The 19,539-nt window shown below is 44.4% G+C and carries 23 protein-coding genes; 10 read left to right on the forward strand and 13 right to left on the reverse strand.

The window, feature by feature from the left end:
* The first annotated feature begins 53 nt into the window (after positions 1–53).
* Positions 54–1,283: a beta-ketoacyl synthase N-terminal-like domain-containing protein gene (locus FTU00_RS09985; protein WP_005234293.1), complete on the forward strand. Its 1,230-nt coding sequence runs from the start codon at positions 54–56 to the stop codon at positions 1,281–1,283.
* A gap of 23 nt (positions 1,284–1,306) precedes the next feature.
* Positions 1,307–1,759, forward strand: coding sequence for a CopD family protein (locus FTU00_RS09990; protein ID WP_004783286.1), 453 nt, complete (start codon positions 1,307–1,309; stop codon positions 1,757–1,759).
* A gap of 54 nt (positions 1,760–1,813) precedes the next feature.
* On the opposite strand, the gene FTU00_RS09995 is transcribed toward FTU00_RS09990, so the two are convergent.
* The 4 genes from FTU00_RS09995 to FTU00_RS10010 form a co-directional block, all read right to left on the reverse strand.
* Complete coding sequence (locus tag FTU00_RS09995) at positions 1,814–3,253, reverse strand: amino acid permease (protein ID WP_180179648.1); 1,440 nt, start codon at positions 3,251–3,253, stop codon at positions 1,814–1,816.
* Between the two features lie 152 nt (positions 3,254–3,405).
* A complete protein-coding gene (locus FTU00_RS10000) occupies positions 3,406–3,768 on the reverse strand; it encodes a RidA family protein (RefSeq protein WP_034701622.1) in 363 nt (120 codons plus the stop codon).
* A gap of 38 nt (positions 3,769–3,806) precedes the next feature.
* On the reverse strand, positions 3,807–4,919 hold the full coding sequence (alr, locus tag FTU00_RS10005) for an alanine racemase (RefSeq protein WP_180002410.1): 1,113 nt from the start codon (positions 4,917–4,919) through the stop codon (positions 3,807–3,809).
* A gap of 35 nt (positions 4,920–4,954) precedes the next feature.
* Positions 4,955–6,214 carry a D-amino acid dehydrogenase gene (locus FTU00_RS10010; protein ID WP_180179649.1) on the reverse strand — a complete coding sequence of 420 codons (1,260 nt, stop codon included), beginning with the start codon at positions 6,212–6,214 and terminating at the stop codon, positions 4,955–4,957.
* 140 nt (positions 6,215–6,354) lie between these two features.
* On the opposite strand from FTU00_RS10010, the gene FTU00_RS10015 reads away from it, so the two are divergent.
* Positions 6,355–6,822 carry an Lrp/AsnC ligand binding domain-containing protein gene (locus FTU00_RS10015; protein WP_180002408.1) on the forward strand — a complete coding sequence of 156 codons (468 nt, stop codon included), beginning with the start codon at positions 6,355–6,357 and terminating at the stop codon, positions 6,820–6,822.
* Positions 6,823–6,946: 124 nt separating this feature from the next.
* Here FTU00_RS10015 and lysM read toward each other — a convergent pair whose 3' ends face one another.
* From lysM to FTU00_RS10045, 6 genes are all read right to left on the reverse strand, one after another.
* Positions 6,947–7,456: a peptidoglycan-binding protein LysM gene (gene lysM / locus FTU00_RS10020; protein ID WP_034701613.1), complete on the reverse strand. Its 510-nt coding sequence runs from the start codon at positions 7,454–7,456 to the stop codon at positions 6,947–6,949.
* Between the two features lie 182 nt (positions 7,457–7,638).
* A complete protein-coding gene (gene acpP / locus FTU00_RS10025; protein ID WP_004783299.1) occupies positions 7,639–7,875 on the reverse strand; it encodes an acyl carrier protein in 237 nt (78 codons plus the stop codon).
* A gap of 86 nt (positions 7,876–7,961) precedes the next feature.
* Entirely contained in the window at positions 7,962–8,696 is a 735-nt protein-coding gene (gene fabG, locus FTU00_RS10030) for a 3-oxoacyl-ACP reductase FabG (protein ID WP_159123542.1), read from the reverse strand.
* Complete coding sequence (gene fabD / locus FTU00_RS10035) at positions 8,693–9,679, reverse strand: ACP S-malonyltransferase (RefSeq protein WP_034701605.1); 987 nt, start codon at positions 9,677–9,679, stop codon at positions 8,693–8,695. Before fabD ends, fabG begins: the two co-directional genes overlap by 4 nt.
* A gap of 245 nt (positions 9,680–9,924) precedes the next feature.
* On the reverse strand, positions 9,925–10,107 hold the full coding sequence (rpmF, locus tag FTU00_RS10040; protein WP_004783304.1) for a 50S ribosomal protein L32: 183 nt from the start codon (positions 10,105–10,107) through the stop codon (positions 9,925–9,927).
* A 77-nt stretch (positions 10,108–10,184) separates the two neighbouring features.
* Positions 10,185–10,742, reverse strand: coding sequence for a DUF177 domain-containing protein (locus tag FTU00_RS10045; RefSeq protein ID WP_004783305.1), 558 nt, complete (start codon positions 10,740–10,742; stop codon positions 10,185–10,187).
* A 99-nt stretch (positions 10,743–10,841) separates the two neighbouring features.
* Here FTU00_RS10045 and FTU00_RS10050 point away from each other — a divergent pair, with 99 nt between their 5' ends.
* From FTU00_RS10050 to FTU00_RS10060, 3 genes are all read left to right on the forward strand, one after another.
* Complete coding sequence (locus FTU00_RS10050) at positions 10,842–11,504, forward strand: elongation factor P hydroxylase (protein WP_125278772.1); 663 nt, start codon at positions 10,842–10,844, stop codon at positions 11,502–11,504.
* A gap of 84 nt (positions 11,505–11,588) precedes the next feature.
* Complete coding sequence (locus tag FTU00_RS10055) at positions 11,589–12,206, forward strand: L-threonylcarbamoyladenylate synthase (protein WP_004783309.1); 618 nt, start codon at positions 11,589–11,591, stop codon at positions 12,204–12,206.
* A gap of 38 nt (positions 12,207–12,244) precedes the next feature.
* Complete coding sequence (locus tag FTU00_RS10060; protein ID WP_125278773.1) at positions 12,245–12,517, forward strand: hypothetical protein; 273 nt, start codon at positions 12,245–12,247, stop codon at positions 12,515–12,517.
* Between the two features lie 26 nt (positions 12,518–12,543).
* On the opposite strand, the gene FTU00_RS10065 is transcribed toward FTU00_RS10060, so the two are convergent.
* A complete protein-coding gene (locus FTU00_RS10065) occupies positions 12,544–13,107 on the reverse strand; it encodes a hypothetical protein (RefSeq protein WP_125278774.1) in 564 nt (187 codons plus the stop codon).
* Positions 13,108–13,556: 449 nt separating this feature from the next.
* Between FTU00_RS10065 and FTU00_RS10070 the strand changes: the two genes are divergently transcribed.
* The 4 genes from FTU00_RS10070 (at position 13,557) to FTU00_RS10085 (ending at position 16,604) form a co-directional block, all read left to right on the forward strand.
* On the forward strand, positions 13,557–14,351 hold the full coding sequence (locus tag FTU00_RS10070; protein WP_180179650.1) for a ScpA family protein: 795 nt from the start codon (positions 13,557–13,559) through the stop codon (positions 14,349–14,351).
* Positions 14,348–14,938 (forward strand): SMC-Scp complex subunit ScpB, encoded by a 591-nt coding sequence (gene scpB, locus FTU00_RS10075; RefSeq protein WP_180179651.1) that lies wholly within the window; start codon positions 14,348–14,350, stop codon positions 14,936–14,938. The genes FTU00_RS10070 and scpB overlap by 4 nt, the downstream gene beginning before the upstream one ends.
* 42 nt (positions 14,939–14,980) lie before the next feature.
* Positions 14,981–16,024, forward strand: a complete 1,044-nt coding sequence (gene rluB / locus FTU00_RS10080; protein WP_004783318.1) for a 23S rRNA pseudouridine(2605) synthase RluB — start codon at positions 14,981–14,983, stop codon at positions 16,022–16,024.
* A 79-nt stretch (positions 16,025–16,103) separates the two neighbouring features.
* Positions 16,104–16,604: a hypothetical protein gene (locus tag FTU00_RS10085; RefSeq protein ID WP_166136674.1), complete on the forward strand. Its 501-nt coding sequence runs from the start codon at positions 16,104–16,106 to the stop codon at positions 16,602–16,604.
* Positions 16,605–16,651: 47 nt separating this feature from the next.
* On the opposite strand, the gene FTU00_RS10090 is transcribed toward FTU00_RS10085, so the two are convergent.
* Entirely contained in the window at positions 16,652–18,379 is a 1,728-nt protein-coding gene (locus tag FTU00_RS10090; RefSeq protein WP_180047961.1) for an ABC transporter ATP-binding protein, read from the reverse strand.
* Positions 18,380–18,389: 10 nt separating this feature from the next.
* Positions 18,390–19,538, reverse strand: coding sequence for an ABC transporter permease (locus tag FTU00_RS10095; RefSeq protein ID WP_034170660.1), 1,149 nt, complete (start codon positions 19,536–19,538; stop codon positions 18,390–18,392).
* Position 19,539 lies beyond the last annotated feature (1 nt).

Raw genomic sequence — 19,539 nt, forward strand, 5'->3', positions numbered from 1 at the left:
ATCAACGCCAAATATCTCCCGCTGCCCCAGAGATAAACTATAAGGATCTGTAGATGAAACGTGTTGTCATCACTGGTATGGGTATTAACTCGTGCATTGGTAATACATTAGAGGATGTGAATCACTCTTTACAAAACGGGATTTCAGGAACACGTTTTAATCCGACTTATGCTGAACTGAATTTCAAGAGTCATGTTAGCGCTGCTGCTGAACAGGATTTTGATGGTATTGACCGTAAGCTGAAACGCTTTATGGGCGTGTGCGCGATGTATGCCTATAATGCTGCTGTGGCTGCTGTTGAGCATGCGGGTTTAAAGCAGGAAGATCTGGCGAATAATCCACGTTATGGTATTGCGGGTGGTTCAGGTGGCAACTCGACAGCTTCTGTAGTAGAAATGACAAAATTGCTGGAAGAAAAAGGCGCACGCAAAGTTGGTCCATTCTTCGTACCACGTAACATGTCGAATACCATTACAGCAAACGTCGGTGTGGCATTCAAATTACAAGGGATTGCCCACTCGATTACCAGCGCCTGCGCAACTTCTGCCGATGCCATTGGTTATGCTTATAACCTGATTCAATTAGGCAAACAGGATCTAATGCTTGCCGGTGGTGGCGAAGAAGATCACTGGTCTCAAAGCCTGCTGTTTGATGCGATGGGTGCACTGTGCTCTAAATACAACGACACACCTGAAACAGCTTCTCGTCCATATTCAGCAGACCGTGACGGTTTCGTGATTGCTGGTGGTGGCGGTTTTGTGGTGCTTGAGTCACTGGAACATGCTCAGGCACGTGGTGCGAATATTCTGGCTGAAGTTGTAGCCTATGCAGCCAACTCTGATGGTGCTGACATGGTTGCTCCATCTGGCGAAGGTGCAACACGTTGTATCCTGATGGCTCTAGAAGAAGCCAAACAGCATGGTGTAGATAAAATTGACTATGTGAATACACATGGTACTTCTACCCCAGCAGGTGATGTTACTGAACTTAAAGCTATGGCACGTGCCTTCGGTGAAGGTCAGGTTCCTCCACTCAGCTCGACTAAATCTATGACAGGTCACAGCCTGGGTGCTGCAGGTGTACAGGAAGCGATCTACTCTATCCTGATGATGCAAAATGACTTTATTGCACCAAACATCAACGTGACTGAACTGGATGAAGGCGCAAAACCATTTGATATCGTACTTGAAAAACGTGACGCAAAATTGAATACTGTGATGAGTAACAGTTTCGGTTTCGGCGGCGTAAATGCTTGTCTCGTTTTCAAAAAATGGGAAGGCTAAGCCGCCCATTTTAGGGTGACTTGATGGATGCTCCTTCTGATGCTTTCTTGTGGGTAAAAGCATTACATATTATTGCTGTGGTTTGCTGGTTCGCTGCTTTGTTCTATCTGCCACGGCTTTATGTCTACCATGCCATGAGTGAAGATGTCGTAAGTCATCAACGCTTTGAAATTATGGAACGCAAGCTGTATCGCGGGATTATGTGGCCAGCCATGGTCGCCACGCTGATTACAGCACACTTTCTGGTCGATTGGGGTGATGCAACGCGTCATTACCATGAAGCCTTATGGTTCTATCTGAAAGTCGGCCTAGTCGGCTTGCTGGTCATTTACCATTTGGTATGTGGTTATTACCGCAAGAAACTGATGGAAAATGCACATTACAAGTCTCATAAGTTCTGGCGCTTCTTTAATGAAATGCCAACCTTGATCCTGTTTGCAGTAGTGATTTTAGTGGTTGTAAAACCTACTTTCTAAAATTCCCTAAAATAAAAAAATCCCCGATTGATCGGGGATTTTTTTATCTGCACTTTATTCTCCGGAGAGAAGTTGCTGACGTTTACGAAGACGTGGTTTATACAAAGTATGATAGGTAGCAAACAGAATCACTAACCACAGCGGACTAATCATCAGTGCCTTCATGGTATCTGCTTCCAGACTTAAAATAACCAAGGCAAAGAACAAGAAGATCAGCACCAGATAGGACATCCAGATTCCGCCTGGCATCTTAAAGGTCGAAGTGGCATGTTTTTCAGGTTGCTGTTTACGGTAACGGATATAACACACCATAATCAGCCCCCAGATACTGATAAATAGAATCACACAGAGTGAGCTGGCCAGCGTAAAGGCTTCCATGGTGTTCGGCACAAAATACTGGAAAGCCGCACCTGCCATAATAAAGGCACAAGAAAATAACAGACCTTTAGCCGGAACTGCACGACTCGAAAGCTCAGCCAAAGCCTGAGGTGCCTGACCATCACGTGCCAGACCAAACAACATTCGACTGGTAGAGAACACACCACTGTTCATGGAAGACATTACAGAAGACAGCACCACCAGATTCATGATAATGGCTGACACCGGAATACCCGCATGCAGGAAAAGAGTCACAAAAGGACTTTGATCAGCAGGAATTTCTACCCAAGGTGTTACAGACATAATCACCAGCAAAGACAATACATAGAACAGGATGATTCGCGTAGGAATCGCATTCACGGCTTTAGGCAAGTTCTTTTCCGGATCCTTGGTTTCAGCCGCCATCGTACCCAGCAGTTCCACACCTACAAAAGCAAACATCGCAATCTGGAAGCCGGCAAGAAAGCCCATCGTGCCCTTAGGAAACATACCATCATAGGCCCAGACATTGGTCAGGCTGGCAGCCGATCCACCTGGTGCCTGAAAGTCGCTGAAGATCATATATCCGCCAATCGCAATCAGGCCCAGAATCGCCAAGATTTTAATTAGGGCGAACCAGAACTCGATTTCACCAAACAGCTTCACGGTCAGCAAGTTAATTCCCAGTACCAGCAATACACAGCCCGCACTGATCATGGCCTGCCCCATGGGTGTAAAGGTCATGTCGGGCGGCAACCAGAAATTCAGATAATTGATAATTGCCGCTAAGTCAGCAATGCCGACCAGAATCCAGCCCAGCCAGTACGACCAGCCAATATAATAGCCAGCCCCCGGACCAATCAGGTCATGCGCCATATCAATGAAGGATTTATAGTGCAGATTGGACAGTAAAATTTCTCCTAATGCACGCATCAGGAAAAAGAACATGGCTCCAATAATCATGTAGATAAATAAGATTGAAGGCCCTGCCAGTGCAATCGTTTTACCAGAACCCATAAACAGGCCTGTACCAATGGCACCACCAATGGCAATTAACTGCAAATGTCGGTTAGAGAGCTTACGCTGTAATTCATGGGGAGATGATGATGCATCATTTTTAGAAGAGGCTGTATTCATATTCAGTTCCTTTTTCACATCAGGCCCTCGCTCATCTGATCGGATTTCTTCCTGAAATCCTGATTGCAGATGCAGTTTCATTTAATGAATTAAATGATCAGGCCTGATGTGCTTACAAAATCAAGTTGGGAGATATAAAAATCTGAAGCAACTTAAGGGAGTGCTGCAATCACTGCAATTTCAATTAACCAGGCGGGATTCACCAGATCCGCCTGAATGGTTGCGCGTGCTGGTGTGCCACATCCCTCGAGCCATTCAATCCAGAGTGCATTGACGGTTTGAAAGTCTTCCAGGTTTTTAACAAAGAGCTGTGCAGATAACAGACGGCTTTTGTCTGTACCTGCCAGTTTAAGGAGTTGATCAATCTTCATGAGCACTTCCCGCGTTTGACCACGAATATCCAGACTGCTGCTGTCTGGCACCTGCCCTGATAAATACACCGTTTTATTGTGAATGGTGACAGCACTCATGACCTGATTGCTGTTCAAACGCTGAATATCTGCATGTTCCGTCATAATTTTATCCTCTCTTATTTCTAATATTTGTTTAATCTTTAGCTTTCAATCTGCACGGGCACACGTTGAGTAATGGCACACATCAGCTCATAGCCAACCGTACCCGAACCCGCGGCCACTTCATCAATCGGCAATACTGTGCCGTGTATGGATTGTCCCCACAGCACAACTTCACTACCAATCTGCGCATCAGGTACAGAACCTAGATCAACCGCCAGCATATCCATACTGACGCGACCGACCGTTTGGGTTCGAATCCCATCTACCAAAACTGGTGTTCCAGTTTGTGTGATTCGCTGATAACCATCCGCATAACCACAGGCCACAATTCCAATCTGCATATCTTGCTCAACTATAAAAGTAGAGCCATAACCAATGCTGTCTCCTGCCCGAACCTGCTGAATCGCGATCAGTTCGCTACGCAGACTCATGGTCGGCTTTAAGTTCCAGTGATCAATCGTATGGGCGGGATAGTCAGGTGAGCTGCCGTAAAGCATGATGCCGCTACGTACAATGTCTGACTGTATATGCTGATGATGACGCAGAATGGCAGCACTATTACTGAGTGAAGTTTTGCCCGGCAGATTTTGAATGGTTTCGGTAAAGACCAGCTGTTGATGTTCAATACCTTCCTGTCCAAGGCGCATGCCATCCGCATCGGAAAAATGTGTCATATGACTGATGGAGCATACTTGCTTAATATTTTTTAATTCCTGAAAAGCGACACGATACTGCTCAGGTAAAAAACCCAGTCGGTTCATTCCGCTATTCATTTTTAAAAAGACATCAAACTGTACGTCTGGTTGTAAGTCGACAAAGGTTTTTAACCATTCCAGTTGATGCTGGGCATGAATTGCAAAACTTATCCCGTACTTGGCGCAGTCGAATAAATCTTCAAGGCCAAAAATGCCTTCCAGTAACAATAAGGGTTTGTCACAGCCTAAGGCACGCAAACGCTTTCCTTCAGTAAGATCCAGAAAGGCAAAACCATCAGCACTTTTTAATGCGGGATAAACCCGCTCAATACCGTGCCCATAGGCATCAGCTTTAACCACTGCAAAGACCTGGCTTTGAGGTGCGCAGGAACGTGCAACTTGCAGGTTATGTTGCAATGCCTGTTGATGAATCACCGCGTGTATTGGACGTGGCATAAATTTCTTCCCTGAAACTGATAATCCTTAAAAGCTTAAGCAACCTGCTGATAACGATTCAGCGACAAGCCTTCAGTACTAATCTCAGGTGCTTGACCCAGTACCAGATCACTGATCAGCTTTCCTGAACCACAGGCCATGGTCCAACCTAGGGTACCGTGTCCAGTATTCAGGAACAGGTTATTAAAGCGTGTTGGTCCAATGATTGGCGTACTATCCGGGGTCATTGGACGTAAGCCGGTCCAGAAACTGGCCTGCGCCATATCGCCGCCCGGGAACAGGTCACGAGTGACCATTTCCAAGGTTGCGCGACGATCTTCATTCAGACCCAAATTAAAGCCTGTCAGCTCTGCCATACCACCGACACGGATGCGCTGATCAAAACGAGTCAATGCAATCTTGTAAGTTTCATCCAGCACAGTCGATTGTGGTGCATGAGTCTGATCCACAATTGGAATGGTCAATGAATAACCTTTGACTGGATACACCGGCAGATCCAGGTGTAACGGCTTCAGAAAATCACGGGAATAGCTGCCGAAAGCCAGCACATATCTATCTGCGGTCAACACCTGACCATTAACCAGTACACCTTTGATGTGGTCGCCTTCAAATAGCAGTTTTTCAACATGCTGGTTAAACTTGAATTGTACGCCCATGCCTTTGGCGTAATTGGCCAGCGCATTGGTGAACAGGTAGCAGTCTCCAGTTTCATCATTTGGCAGATGCAAACCACCTACCAGTTTATCTTTAGCTTCTGCCAGTGCCGGTTCAACTTTTGCTAGCTGTTCACGATCCAGCAACTCAAAATCCACGCCGGTTTCTTTCAGCACTTCGATATCACGTTGCACTGCATCGAGCTGTGCTTCCTTACGGAAAATCTGCAAGGTTCCTTTAGAACGGTTTTCATAAGAGATGCCGATATCACGACGTAGATTACGTAAACAGTCACGGCTATATTCAGCGACCCGCACCATACGTTCTTTATTCACTGCATAATGTTGAGCATTACAGTTTTTGAGCATCTGGGCCATCCACTGTAGCTGCCACAGACTACCATCAACATTAATCGCCAATGGTGCATGATGCTGGAACATCCATTTCACTGCTTTAAATGGAATGCCAGGTGCTGCCCATGGTGTCGAATAACCAGGAGAAATCTGGCCTGCATTGCCAAAACTAGTTTCTTCAGCCGGACCTGCCTGACGGTCAAGGACAGTCACTTCTGCTCCCTGCTGCGCAAGATAGTAGGCACTCGTTACACCAATGACACCACCACCTAATACAATTACGCGCATGACATTACCCTCAATGACATTTATAGTTTATTTCACCAGTATATTTTTGGATCAATAGTGAATTTCACTGTTTTAAACTGATATATTCAGTAAATTCACTAGATTTTTCGCGTCATTTTTAAAAATTAAGGGAATAATAGATGCGCAAATTAGACCGCATTGATCGCATGATTTTAGATATCCTACAGCGCGATGGACGCATTGCAATCAGTGAACTCGCCTCTCAGGTCAACCTCTCCACCACACCCTGTTCCGAGCGAGTGAAGCGGCTAGAACGCGATGGAATCATCATGGGTTACCATGCCCGGCTCAATCCGGAAAAGCTGGAAAAGAACTTACTAGTATTTCTGGAAATCAAACTTTCTGCCAAATCGGGCGATGTATTTGAACAGGTCGCGCGTGACTTAAGTGAAATTCCTGAAGTGCTGGAATGTCATCTGATCTCGGGAGATTTTGATTACCTGGTGAAAGCCCGCCTAAAGGAAATGAGTGCTTACCGGCGTCTGCTTGGGGATTTATTAAAAAAGCTCCCCTCTTCTGCTTCCTCACATAGTTATGTGGTGATGGAAGAAGTAAAGGAAAGTTCATATCTGGATGTAGGAATCTAATTCTGACCCGAGTTCAAGTGGTAGACACAACAAAACCCCATAAGGGGCTTTGTTGTGAACCGTTTATCTGAATCAGATAAGTTTAAAATAAAATTTTATTATTTATATTGATGATTATTTAAAACTAGGCAGGAATACGTAGTACCTGACCCGGGAAAATATCATCTGCATTTTTCAGTAAAGGGCGATTCGCCTCGAAAATCTTGTTGTACTGATTGGCATCACCATAAAACTCTTTCGAAATTTTAGACAAAGTATCACCCGATTTAACCGTATAGAACTTACTTTCAGGTTCCGGATTCGCCACAGTCAGCTGGTCATCCACTTTAGCGACATGATCAACATTTCCTACCGCTAAAATAATCTTTTCACGATCCGCCTGACTTTGTACCTGTCCGCGTACGGTTGCCAGATCTGAGGTTGAGTTATAGCTGATCGACAATCCTGTAATTGGCAGTCCTAGGCTTTTGACATGACCTAACAACTTATTTGCTATTTCCTGTGCAGAAGGTTCAGCCGGTGCTGCCTTAGGTGCAGCTGCAGGCGCTTGCTGAGTTGCTGCAGGTGTTTGTTGTGGCTCCGCAGCTGCAGTGTTCTTTTTACCAATGCCTTTTACAAAATCAAAAAGACCCATAGTGGACTCCATTCTTGCTATTCATCAGATCATTCTTATTTGTACAAGGAAAGCAGCAGATACAAAGTTAGTCATTGGTAAGCAAAAGGTTATCGATTGTAAAATCACCCTATATCTATTCTACAGGCACAAAAAAACCACCTTGCGGTGGTCTTTAGGTTCAGCAAAGCTGAAAATCAGCATTAACCAAGTTTTTTAGTAACATAGTCAATAGCAGATTGAACAGTTGTGATTTCGTTAGAATCTTCATCAGGAATAGTGATGTCGAAGTCATTTTCGAAAGACATAACAAGTTCAACCAGGTCTAGAGAGTCAGCACCTAAGTCATCCATGAAAGATGCTTCGTTTTTAATCTCTTCGACTTTAATACCAAGTTGTTCTGCAACCGCTTGTTTAACGCGTTGTTCGATATCGCTCACAGGAATTCTCCTCATTGCTTGTGGCGTTTTTAATGCCGTTAGTTTAATTGAATCTATAAAATTTGGAAAGTTAATACATGTGCCGTTTAGCTCATGTATAAACCACCATTAACGTGAATGACTGTACCTGTAATGTAACTGGCTTTGTCCGATGCCAGGAAACTTACGGCATTCGCGATATCTTGTGGATCACCTAAACGGTTTAAAGCCACTTGATCACTCATTTTCTTGCGAATTTCTTCACTTAACTGTTCAGTCATTTCAGTCGCGATAAAGCCTGGTGCAACAGCATTGACAGTAATCTGACGACTACCCATTTCTTTAGCCAGACTGCGACCAAATGCCTCAATACCTGCTTTTGCTGCAGAGTAGTTTGCCTGACCTGGGTTAGCAAAATGCGCCACCACAGAACTGATATTAATGATACGGCCGAAACGTGCCTTAGTCATACCTTTCAGCACACGTTTAGATAAACGATAAACGGCTTTCAGATGAATGTTTAAAATATCATCCCAGTCGTCTTCCGACATACGCAATAACAGATTGTCTTTGGTAATACCGGCATTATTCACCAGTACCAGCACAGGACCATAGTTTTGCTCAATATCGCTGACCAGTGCATCAATCGCAGCACCATCACGTACATCTAAAACTTTACCGGCACCATGTTCAGCAAATTGTACGTTAAGTTTCTCTGCACCCGCTTCAGAAGTTGCAGTACCTACGACAAAATAACCGTCTTGAATTAATTGTTGTGCAATTGCAGCACCAATGCCGCGGCTTGCACCTGTCACCAAGGCAACTTTACGTTCCTGTGTCATGCAATTTTCCCTTCTGCCACCAATACGGTGTTAAGCGCATCTTCCAGACGAGATTGAGTATCTAATGGAAGTGCTTTTTCGATATTTGGTAAACGTTTTGCCATATTGGCCAGTACATTACCTGGGCCACATTCTACAATGTACTCAACGCCTTCATCTTGAAGGAATTGTAGTGTTTTAGTCCATTGTACTGACTCATACAGCTGCTCAGTCAAAGCCTGACGAAGCTCACTCACGTCCGCAGCTGCTTTTGCGCCTACATTTTGTAATACAGGTATGCGTGGCATCTCAATGGCAGTTTGTTCCAAAGCTGTTGCGAACTGCTCAGCGGCAGGTTTCATCAGTGAACAATGTGAAGGAACTGAAACTGGCAGTGCAATCGCTTTACCGCCATTTTCTTTCGCCAGTGCCATCACGGCTTCTACACGTTCTTTATTACCGGCAACTACGACTTGACCCTGAGCATTATAGTTGGCTGCTTCAACTGAACCTTCGCCCGCTGCTGTCGCCTGTGCACAAAGCTCAATCACTTTGGCATCATCCAGACCCAGAATCGCTGCCATTGCACCTACGCCTTGAGGTACAGCAGTTTGCATCAACTTACCACGCAGGTTCACCAGCTTGACTGCATCACCCAGACTTAAAGCACCCGCTGCAACTAATGCGCTGTACTCACCGAGTGAATGGCCCGCCATATATTTTGGTGCTACCCCACCCAACTCTAACCATACACGCCATAAAGCAATGGATGCTGTTAATAGTACCGGTTGAGTAAATTCGGTTTGATCCAGACCTTCACCCGTCTGTGCAATCTGCCACAGATCAAAACCCACCGCTTCAGATGCTTCAGCAAATGTATCGCGGATACCACTAAACTGTTCTGCAAGTTCAGCGAGCATGCCGACTTTTTGTGAACCCTGACCTGGGAACACAAATGCAGTTTTAGTTGCTTGAGCTGCTTGTTCGAGTTGTTTAGCAGACATAAATAAAATCCTTTCATTCAAGAGGTGCGAATCTTTTCTTAGACCTAAAATTGGCCGATCAGATCACCTTACCCATTGTGGAGCGCAATTTAACACGTAATTTTGGCTTGGGTAATTGCCAAATACAACAAAAACCGCGACTTCACATGATGGCCGCAAAACCTGAACATAAAATCAGGCATAAAAAAAGGGAGCTTAACGCTCCCATTTTTTCTACTAAGCTTTAACGCTTAATACATCATCAATTATTCAGCAGATGCTTTAGCGAATAATTGACGACCACGGTAGATACCATCTTTAGATACGTGGTGACGACGATGAGTTTCACCAGTAGTTTGGTCTACAGTTAATGCATTCTCAGTTAAAGCGTCATGTGAACGGCGCATGTCACGGCGAGAGCGACTTTTACGGTTTTGCTGAACGGCCATGATGGCTCCTTACAAATATCGAAAAAATGGATCAGAACAAATTCGATTGTCTTATACGCATGAGTATAACACAAAAATTAGTTAAGTTTACCCTTCAAAGCTGCCAAAACTTCAAACGGATTATCCCGTTTTTCTTCAACAACTTCTTCTGCGGCAGGTTGATGCTTATGCTCACAAACGTCATGCTTAGGAGACAGCGGCATCAACAATAACAATTCATCTTCTATCAGTGCGAGTAAGTCAGCGGTGGCAGGTGCATCATATGAACCCTTCGTCGTTGCTTCACTTTCACCTAAGACGATGAAATCAGCATCCTCATCCAAGCGCTCTATCAGTGACTCATCATCCACAAGAGCTAGATGAAAATCTGAAACGAGTTCGATTTCAACGGTCTCCAGACAACGCTGGCATTCCATTGGAACTTTCGTTTCAACATGACCATCCAACCATGCAATGCGATGATAGGCATCCATTGATAGCTTACAGTCTATGTTAATCAATTGATCATCAATTGATCCAACAGCTTCACGAGCAATACGAACAAAGCGGGATAAAGGCAGTTGACCTGACCATTTAAAGCCCTGTTCAGCCCATTTAAACGGCTCAATCTGTGCCGGAAAGGTATTTGCTGACATAATTAAGGCGGCAATTCTACAAATTCATCAGAACTCTGTCAAAGATTAAGATACAATTTTGTACTTATTTTTAGACAGACCAATTGGGTAATTTCAGTCATGCATCTGTTGCAGCCGCAAACAGAAGTGAATGTTTCATCACTCGTTAGCACACTTTCAACCTCCGATTCTGACAGCTCACTACAGCAAGTGCAACGCTTACCGTGGGCGAATTTATCCTCAGAAGCGGAACAGGTTGATTGGCTCATCTTACACTTTAATCACTGGTTTTCCCACCTAAATGTCACTTTAGTCCGTGGTGAGTTTGAACCGGAGTATTTCCCGGCAACAAAAGATAGCCCTGCCCGGATCCAGTTTGCGCATGGCTTCTTTAATAGTGCCCTGCATGAAATCAGTCACTGGACGATTGCCGGTGATAAGCGCCGTCTGCTACCAGATCTAGGTTATTGGTATGCGCCAGATGGTCGCACCAAGGAACAGCAAGCATTATTTGAGCAGGTCGAAATCAAGCCACAAGCGATTGAATGGATGTTTTCCAAAGCATTTGGCCGTAAGTTCCGTGTGTCCCTGGACAATTTAACCGGCGATGGTGGCGATGGCTCCAGCTTTAAAGATAATGTTTATGCTCAGGTACAACGCTATTTTAGTGGTGAAGCCAAACTGCCACGTGATGCCAAACGTTTCATTGATTGTATCTGTGTCTGTACCCGTGCGGGCAAAAGTTTACAATCTGATGAATTTCAACGTGAAATGCTTGATTAAATTACACAAATCTACCTGTTTGTCATTGTTACTTTATACAAAGGCATTTCATAATAAGTTTAAGGCAGGTTGGGAGGAATATTTATGCTGCATTTACGTGTACACCCGGATAATCCGCAAGCTCGTCTGATCAGTCAGGCAGTAGAACGTATTCGTGCCGGTGATGTTGTGGTTTATCCGACCGATGCAGCCTATGCGATTGGCTGCCAGATCGGGAATAAACATGCGATGGAGCGAATCGCACAGATTCGTGGTCTAGGACCTAAGCACCAATATGCCATTATCTGCTGTGACTTATCCGATCTTGCGACTTATGCCAAAGTCGACAATGCCGTCTATCGTTTGCTGAAAAATAATACACCTGCTGTGACCACGTTTATTCTTCCGGCAACCAGCGAAGTGCCTAAACGTTTAATGCATCCAAAGAAAAAAACCATTGGTTTGCGTATCCCTACCAATCCTGTGTGTCAGATGCTGCTTCAAGAGCTGGGCGAACCGCTGCTCACTTCAACGCTCATCCTGCCAGACCAGACGGATCCTTTAGATGATCCTTATGACATTGAAATGCAGCTTGGTAAGCGTATTGATGTGTTTATCGACAGTGGACTAGGCACATTAAGTACGACTTCTATTGTGGATTTATCAGGAGATCAGCCTGAAGTGATTCGTCGTGGTGTTGGTGATGTCAGTGCTTTTGAATAAATAAAGCTGCTTCTAATGAAGTCTCAGAAGAAAATAAAATGGATTTGTTTTATATCCTCCTGAACCTGAATGAATTTCCTGCCGATCATCTGATCTATGCTGAATTGCCTTGGACACTGGAATCCAAGGCAATATCTATCGATAAAAATTCCAAGCCAGAATTAAATCTGAATATCAACAATATTGAATACTCATACTTTCTTGAGATCGCGATGGCAAGAAAACTTCTACAAGTTTATTCAACAAGCAATGTTTGTCTGGCAGCTACCTGCCAACGTATCATCGAATATGTATTGCGAGAGCAGAATTAAAATAACCTTATCACGCATGCCAAGATTTAATAGCTCGCTGCACGCTCCTGAGTAGATGTACTGACCGCTGGTGCAACCGAAGGAACCTGATTATTCAAACTTGGCATTGGGGGTAACGGATCACCTTCTTTATAATGTTTTAACTGCAAGAAGTTTGGACATTCCGACAGTTTTTGCTGATGAGTTGCAAGTTCAGCACCAAACCTGTTTTTGACTGAAACATGAAAAGTGATTTGATCCTCTTCAAGCACATTCAATAACGCAGTCCGGGCTGTGGATTCCATAGTCCTAAAAGAATCAATAGAATTACAGCTCATGGTTTTGACCATTGCAGTAACACCGTCGGGTAAATCTTTGCCCGTATAAAGCGTATTACGCATATAGAAACGAATATGAGGATACTGGTCCAGTACGCTAAAATCCAGTTTCATGGCCTGCATCACTGGTTTGGCCTGCTCGACAAAGCTGGAAAAGCCGCCAGACTTCAGATTGGTACGCATTTCATTTTCAAGCTGCATGAGCTGATATTGAGGATAGCCCCAGAATACCCCTAAGCCGATGACGCCGATTAACACAAGTATGATTGGCATTTTTATAATTAACCTGATCTATGATTGTTATTTATCAATATTTTTTTGGCTATATTAGTTTATTTTTTAGGCGATAGATAACTGTTTTTTCTTATTTTTATCACATATTTCCTGATGAGCTTTAACTCAGTCACTATTTAATAGGTGTTGAGAATCTTTTAAAAATTTTCTATATGAAGTTACAGTTTCTTAAGCCCCCCAGACCATATTGTATTTAATTTTAGCTAATATGCTGTTTAATATCAGACTTGTGCGTTTTACCCAATTAAAAAAATAAAATTTCTCCTAAAATAAATATGGTTTTTTTGCATTTGAATGCATATCTATTTTATTTAACGACAATTTTCCAGTACAATGCCAACTACTAAATTATGTGCTTTTTCTCCTGACAAGAGCTCGGGGAATAAGCCATTTCATGCCTTTGAAAATTCGCGTGGCTTATAATTGTAATGACTCAAATGCCCCATAACGCTATGGAATCTGCTCCAAACATCCGGGTTCTGGATGAATGGCAAAATACGATTCCAGAGGATCTGTATATTCCTCCAGCAGCGTTTGAAATTCTGTTAGAACATTTTGAAGGCCCCCTCGACTTTTTAATCTACCTGATCCAGAAAAATGGTTTTGACCTGTTGCAGGTTGATATCGCGCCGATTGCCTCCCAATATCTGTCCTATATGGATGCGATGAAATCCCTAAATATTGAGCTAACCGCGGATTATATGGTGATGGCTGCTTTACTGGCCGATCTCAAATCCCGTTTATTGCTGCCTAAACCGAAAAGCGTGGCTGCGGTTGAACAGGATCCGAAACAGGATCTGATTGAGCGTCTGGAAAATTATTTACGGATTAAGCAAGCTGCGGAACGTCTGGGTCAGATGACGATTCTGGAACGTGATACCTTTCAGACCAATGTTCACTTAGGCGAGTTTATCCAGCCGAATGAAGGTCATAGTGCTGATCTGCTACGTGATGCCTTGCTTTGTGTCTTTAACCGCCCTGAACCTGTCATTCATCAAGTGCAACAGGAGCCTGTTTTACTAGAAGAGCGGATTGCCTATATTGAAAGCCGTCTGGAATCTGGTGAAGTCTTATCTTTTGATAAATTACTCAAGCCAAGTCAGGGACGCATGGGTGTAGTCGTGACCTTTATGGCCGTGTTGGAACTCACCCGCCAGCAAAAAATTCAAATTATTGCCTCAGGTGTTGAGGCACCGCTCGCAATTCAAGGAGCACACGCATGAACACAGAACATAATATCTCCTTGTCTGCGGAAGATAATCTGCATGAAATTCTGATGCAGCTGGAAGCCATTATTTTTGCCAGTGACTCCCCAGTTTCCTTAGCTCGACTGAAAGAAGCATTTCAGGATCGCTATAACAAGCAGGAGCTGCGCCAGTATTTACAACAGCTTTCCATGCTGATGCATGGCCGTTCTATTGAACTGGTTGAAACTGTGCAAGGTTACCGTTTTCAAGTGCGTGTAAAATATCGTAATATTATTGCACAGACCTGGCCCGAGCGACCGACACGCCTGTCACCTTCATTACTGGAGATGCTTGCGGTGATTGCTTATCATCAGCCAGTGACCCGAGCTGATATTGAACAAATTCGTGGTGTCACGAATAACAGTCAGATTTTGCGTACGCTGTTTGACTGGAACTGGATTAAAGAATCCGGCTTTCGTGAACTCCCTGGAAGACCTGCGTTGTTAGTGACAACGCCACAATTTTTAAATGCGTTTGGCTTAAATTCTTTAGGCCAATTGCCTCCCCTGCAGGATGCCAAGGAAGCTTTTATGGCGCTCGATGCGAATGCACCGAAGTCATAAATAGGTGAACTGTTGAATAATTATTTCTAAGGTTATGCTGTCATGAGTGAAAAGTTGCAAAAGGTGCTTGCACGTGTTGGTTTGGGTTCTCGCCGTTATATGGAAGAAGTCATTGCCGCAGGTCGTGTGAGTGTGAATGGGCAGATTGCCCAAGTGGGTGAACGAATCGAACCAGGTGATGAGCTTCGCATCGATGGTCGTAAAGTGCAGTTCCAGATCGAAGACGAAATCCGTCGTCGTGTCCTGATTTACTATAAGCCAGAAGGCGAAATCTGTTCACGTAACGATCCTGAACAGCGTCCAACAGTATTTGACAACCTGCCATCAATTCAAGGCGATCGCTGGGTCATGGTCGGCCGTCTGGATATTAACTCGACCGGTCTGTTACTGTTCACAAATGACGGTGAACTAGCGAATCGTTTAATGCACCCATCCAATGAAATCGAACGTGAATATGCGGTTCGTGTCATGGGTGAAGTGACTCCTCAACTAAAAAACAACATGCTGAAAGGCGTGGTGCTAGATGATGGTCCTGCGAAGTTTGAATCATTCTCTGAACTGGGTGGTGACGGGATCAACCGTTGGTATCAAGTTGTCGTGAAAGAAGGTCGTAACCGTGAGGTTCGTCGTATCTTTGAATCACAAGGCCTGAAAGTCAGCCGTTTATTACGTACCCGTTATGGTACCGTGATTCTGCCACGTGAACTTCGTACAGGTCGCTGGATTGAACTGGATAAACAGGATATCGATAACCTGACCAAATCAGTTGAGCTGAAACCGCGTCAAGGTACCGGCTTATTCGGTATGGCGAAACGTCGTAATGAGCGTATGCAGGAAAAACCAATGGCAGCGCGCCGTGGTGGTTACCTGCGTCAGCAACGCCGTGATACCGATGAGCAGCAGCCGCAATACAACAACCGTGAACGTCGCGATGATCAGGGCTTTGGTCGTCGTGAAAACCAGAATGGCACCCAGTTTGCACGTCGTGACAACCGTGAAGACAACCAGTTTGGCCGCCGCGAAAACCGTGAAGGTAATGCACCACGCGGTTTATATGGTGCGAATAAAGGCTTTAAAAAGTTCTAGGCTTTGAATAAGATAGAGTCACTTCGGTGGCTCTTTTTTTGCAAGAACAATAATAATGACAAACCAATATTATAAACCTATGTCTACTAAGACTAACCGGCTTTACGGCTTCTATATATTGATGCTGATCCATTTTATGCTGGTTCATTACAACATCTGGCAAAGAGCTGATCCAGAGCGCAGCCCTATCCCTTTTAGTGATTTTCATTTTATTCGTGATTTTAGTACGCATCCTTTGCAAGTGCTGGATCTATGGACCTGTATCCTAATCGGTTCCTCCCTCTTATTGGTTCTTGTCATCCATCTTATAAAAACATACCGGGCACTGGTCATTTCTGAGCATAGTATCTACTGGTTTCTCTTTGAGCATCCTTACCGCAAGGTATGTAAATTGAGTGAAGTTCAGCAGCTTGAATATATTGCAATTCCTCCCAATGACCAGCATCAAATGGTATTGCTCCGCTTACATACAGCGGCACAAAACTATGATCTTAATCTCAGTCAATTTAATATGCTAGACCAAAAATTAATATACGAGCAGTTGGCTCAGCGATTTCCTGAAAGTGAATTCCCATCATAAAAAATGCCCAGCAATGTGGACATTTTTTTATTTCGTGCTTTAGCAAGTTACTGCGGAATACCCTGGGGAATCGCACTTAGCAGACGCTTGGTATAGTCGTGTTGCGGAGACTGATACAGGTCATCTGAGTTGGCAATTTCCACCAGATCACCATGATTTAGCACCATGATCTGATCAGCAATATATTTCACTACTGACAAATCATGCGAAATAAAGATATAACTCAGACTAAACTCATCCTGTAAATCCTGCAATAAGTTCAGTACCTGCGCCTGTACCGATACATCCAGTGCGGACACGGATTCATCACAGATCAAAATCTCAGGCTTTAAGGTCAGACAGCGTGCAATTGCAATCCGCTGACGCTGGCCACCTGAAAACTCATGTGGATAGCGATAGAAGGCCTGAGCCGGTAAGCTGACCCTTTCTAATAAATCAAGTGCCATCTGTTTACGTTCTGCATCATCCTTGCCAATATGATGAATCTGCATCGGCTCCATCAGGATTTGTCCCACGGTAAAACGCGGATTCAGCGAAGCATACGGATTCTGGAAAATGATCTGAATTTTACGTTGATAGGCCGTAAACTCTTTTTCCGTCATCGACAAGATATCTTTACCCTGAAACAACGCCTTGCCGCCTGTGGCCTGCTGTAAACGCATCAATAGCAAACCGATTGTAGTTTTGCCAGAGCCTGATTCACCAACCAGTCCTAAGGTTTTACCTTTAGCCAGCTGAAAAGACACCCCTTTCACGGCCTGAAATTCATCTTTGCCAAATAGGCCTTTACGGCTATAGAAAGATTTTTTCAGATCGCGCACATCCAGAATAATCTCTTCATTACCTTTTAAACCACGAGAACGCTCCTGTTGTAGCGGAGCGTTCGCATGCAGGTCATGCGCCAGACTATCCTGTTTCATAAAGTCGCTAATCACCGGCAAACGCAAAGGACGGTGCGACAGCTGTGGACGGCAATGCAACAAGGCTTGGGTATAAATATCCTGAGGATTGTTCAGGACTTCTGTCACCGAACCTTGCTCACGAATCTCGCCATAACGCATTACAATGACCTGATCCGCAATTTCACCAACTACCGCTAGGTCATGACTGATGAATAACATCGACATTTGACGGCGCTGACGCAAGGATTCAAGCAGGTCCAGAATCTGTTTCTGGATAGTCACATCTAATGCCGTCGTTGGTTCATCAGCAATCAAGAGTTTCGGTTCACAGGCAATGGCCATGGCAATCATGACCCGTTGCTGCTGTCCACCAGATAACTGACTCGGATAAGCATCAATCTTGGTTTCCGGTGAAGGAATACCGACTTCCTGCAAAAGTTCCAGTGTTCTTTGACGGGCCTGCTTTTTATTCATGCCCAAATGTAGGCGTAGAATTTCAGAAATCTGCATGCCTACGGTAAACACCGGATTTAATGAGGACATCGGTTCCTGGAAGATCATGGCAATTTCCTTGCCACAGATCTGACGCATTTCACTCGACTTAAGTTTCAATAAGTCCCGACCTTCAAACAGGATCTGACTGTCTTCAGCGACCTTAGAATTTTCTGGCGCCAAAAGTCCCATCACTGCTAATGAAGTCACAGATTTACCACTTCCGGATTCACCGACTAACGCCACTGTGGTATTGGCCGGAATTTCAAATGAAATTCCTTTGACCGTTTCCACATATTGTTTATTTTCACCTTTAAAACTGACACGTAAGTTATCTACGCGAAGTAACGCGGGTGCTGTGCTTGGATTCATTTCAGACATCGCTGCGCTCCTATTTCAGTTTTGGATCTAATGCATCACGTAATGCATCAGTAAACATTGAGAAAGCTGTCACCAGTACCGCCATCGCCACCGATGCCGCAGTCAACTGCCACCATTTGCCTAAAATCAGCTCGCTTTGCGCTTCATTCAGCATACTACCCCATGACACCACACCAATCGGTACGCCAAAGCCTAAGAAGCTCAGAATCACTTCGGACTTGATAAAGGCCACTGCAAGAATGGACATTTGAACCAAAGCGATATGACTGACATTCGGAAAAATATGCACGAAGATACGGCGCATATTGCTTACCCCAATGGCTTTCGCTGCCAGTACATATTCACGTGCAGTATGCTTCATATATTCCGCACGAACCAGGCGGAATACCCCGGTCCAGCCGGTCAGACCCAAAATCAGGATAATCGATAAAATCCCTTTTTGTTGCAGTACTGCTGCAATCGCTAACACCAGCAACAGATAAGGAATAGAAGTAAAGATATTGTAGAACCAGTTCAGCACATCATCGACCCAACCACCGAAATAGCCAGCAATCGCACCAAGTACTGTACCAATCACCACCGCAACCAGCGCAGCAATCAGGCCAACCAAGATTGAAGTTTCTGCACCTTTAATGGTTTTCAGTAGTACATCCTGACCCCATTTATCTGCGCCAAAGAACAGGCTCTGTTTAAGCTCACTACTCTGATCCAGTAACTGACCCCCTAATTCCTGATCAATGGCTTTCATATCTTCAGCCAGTGGATCGACTACACCATAATAATCAATCACACCTGCGCCCTGTTCAGCAGCAATTTCTGCTTCCAGTTCTGCAATCACATCTTTTAAAGGATCAACTGGATTAACTGGTACTACGGCAGATTCAGTACTTTGATCTTCACCTGCCGCTCCAGGCATAGACGGTGTATAGATAAAACTTGGGGGTGCATAACTCACCGCTACTTCTTTATTCCAGTCCTTGGCAATCACACCTGTCATGGAAAGCAGCAACATCAGCAGATAAAACAGCACCACAAATAGGGAGAACATCGCAATACGGTCACGTTTCAGACGACGCAACGCCAGCTGCCATAATCCGGTTGAAGCAGACTCAGGCACTGCTGAAGCATGTTGCTCTTTTTTAAATATCGCACTCAGCATA

Source organism: Acinetobacter sp. YH12041 (genome assembly GCF_013419975.1).
Taxonomy (GTDB): Bacteria; Pseudomonadota; Gammaproteobacteria; order Pseudomonadales; family Moraxellaceae; genus Acinetobacter.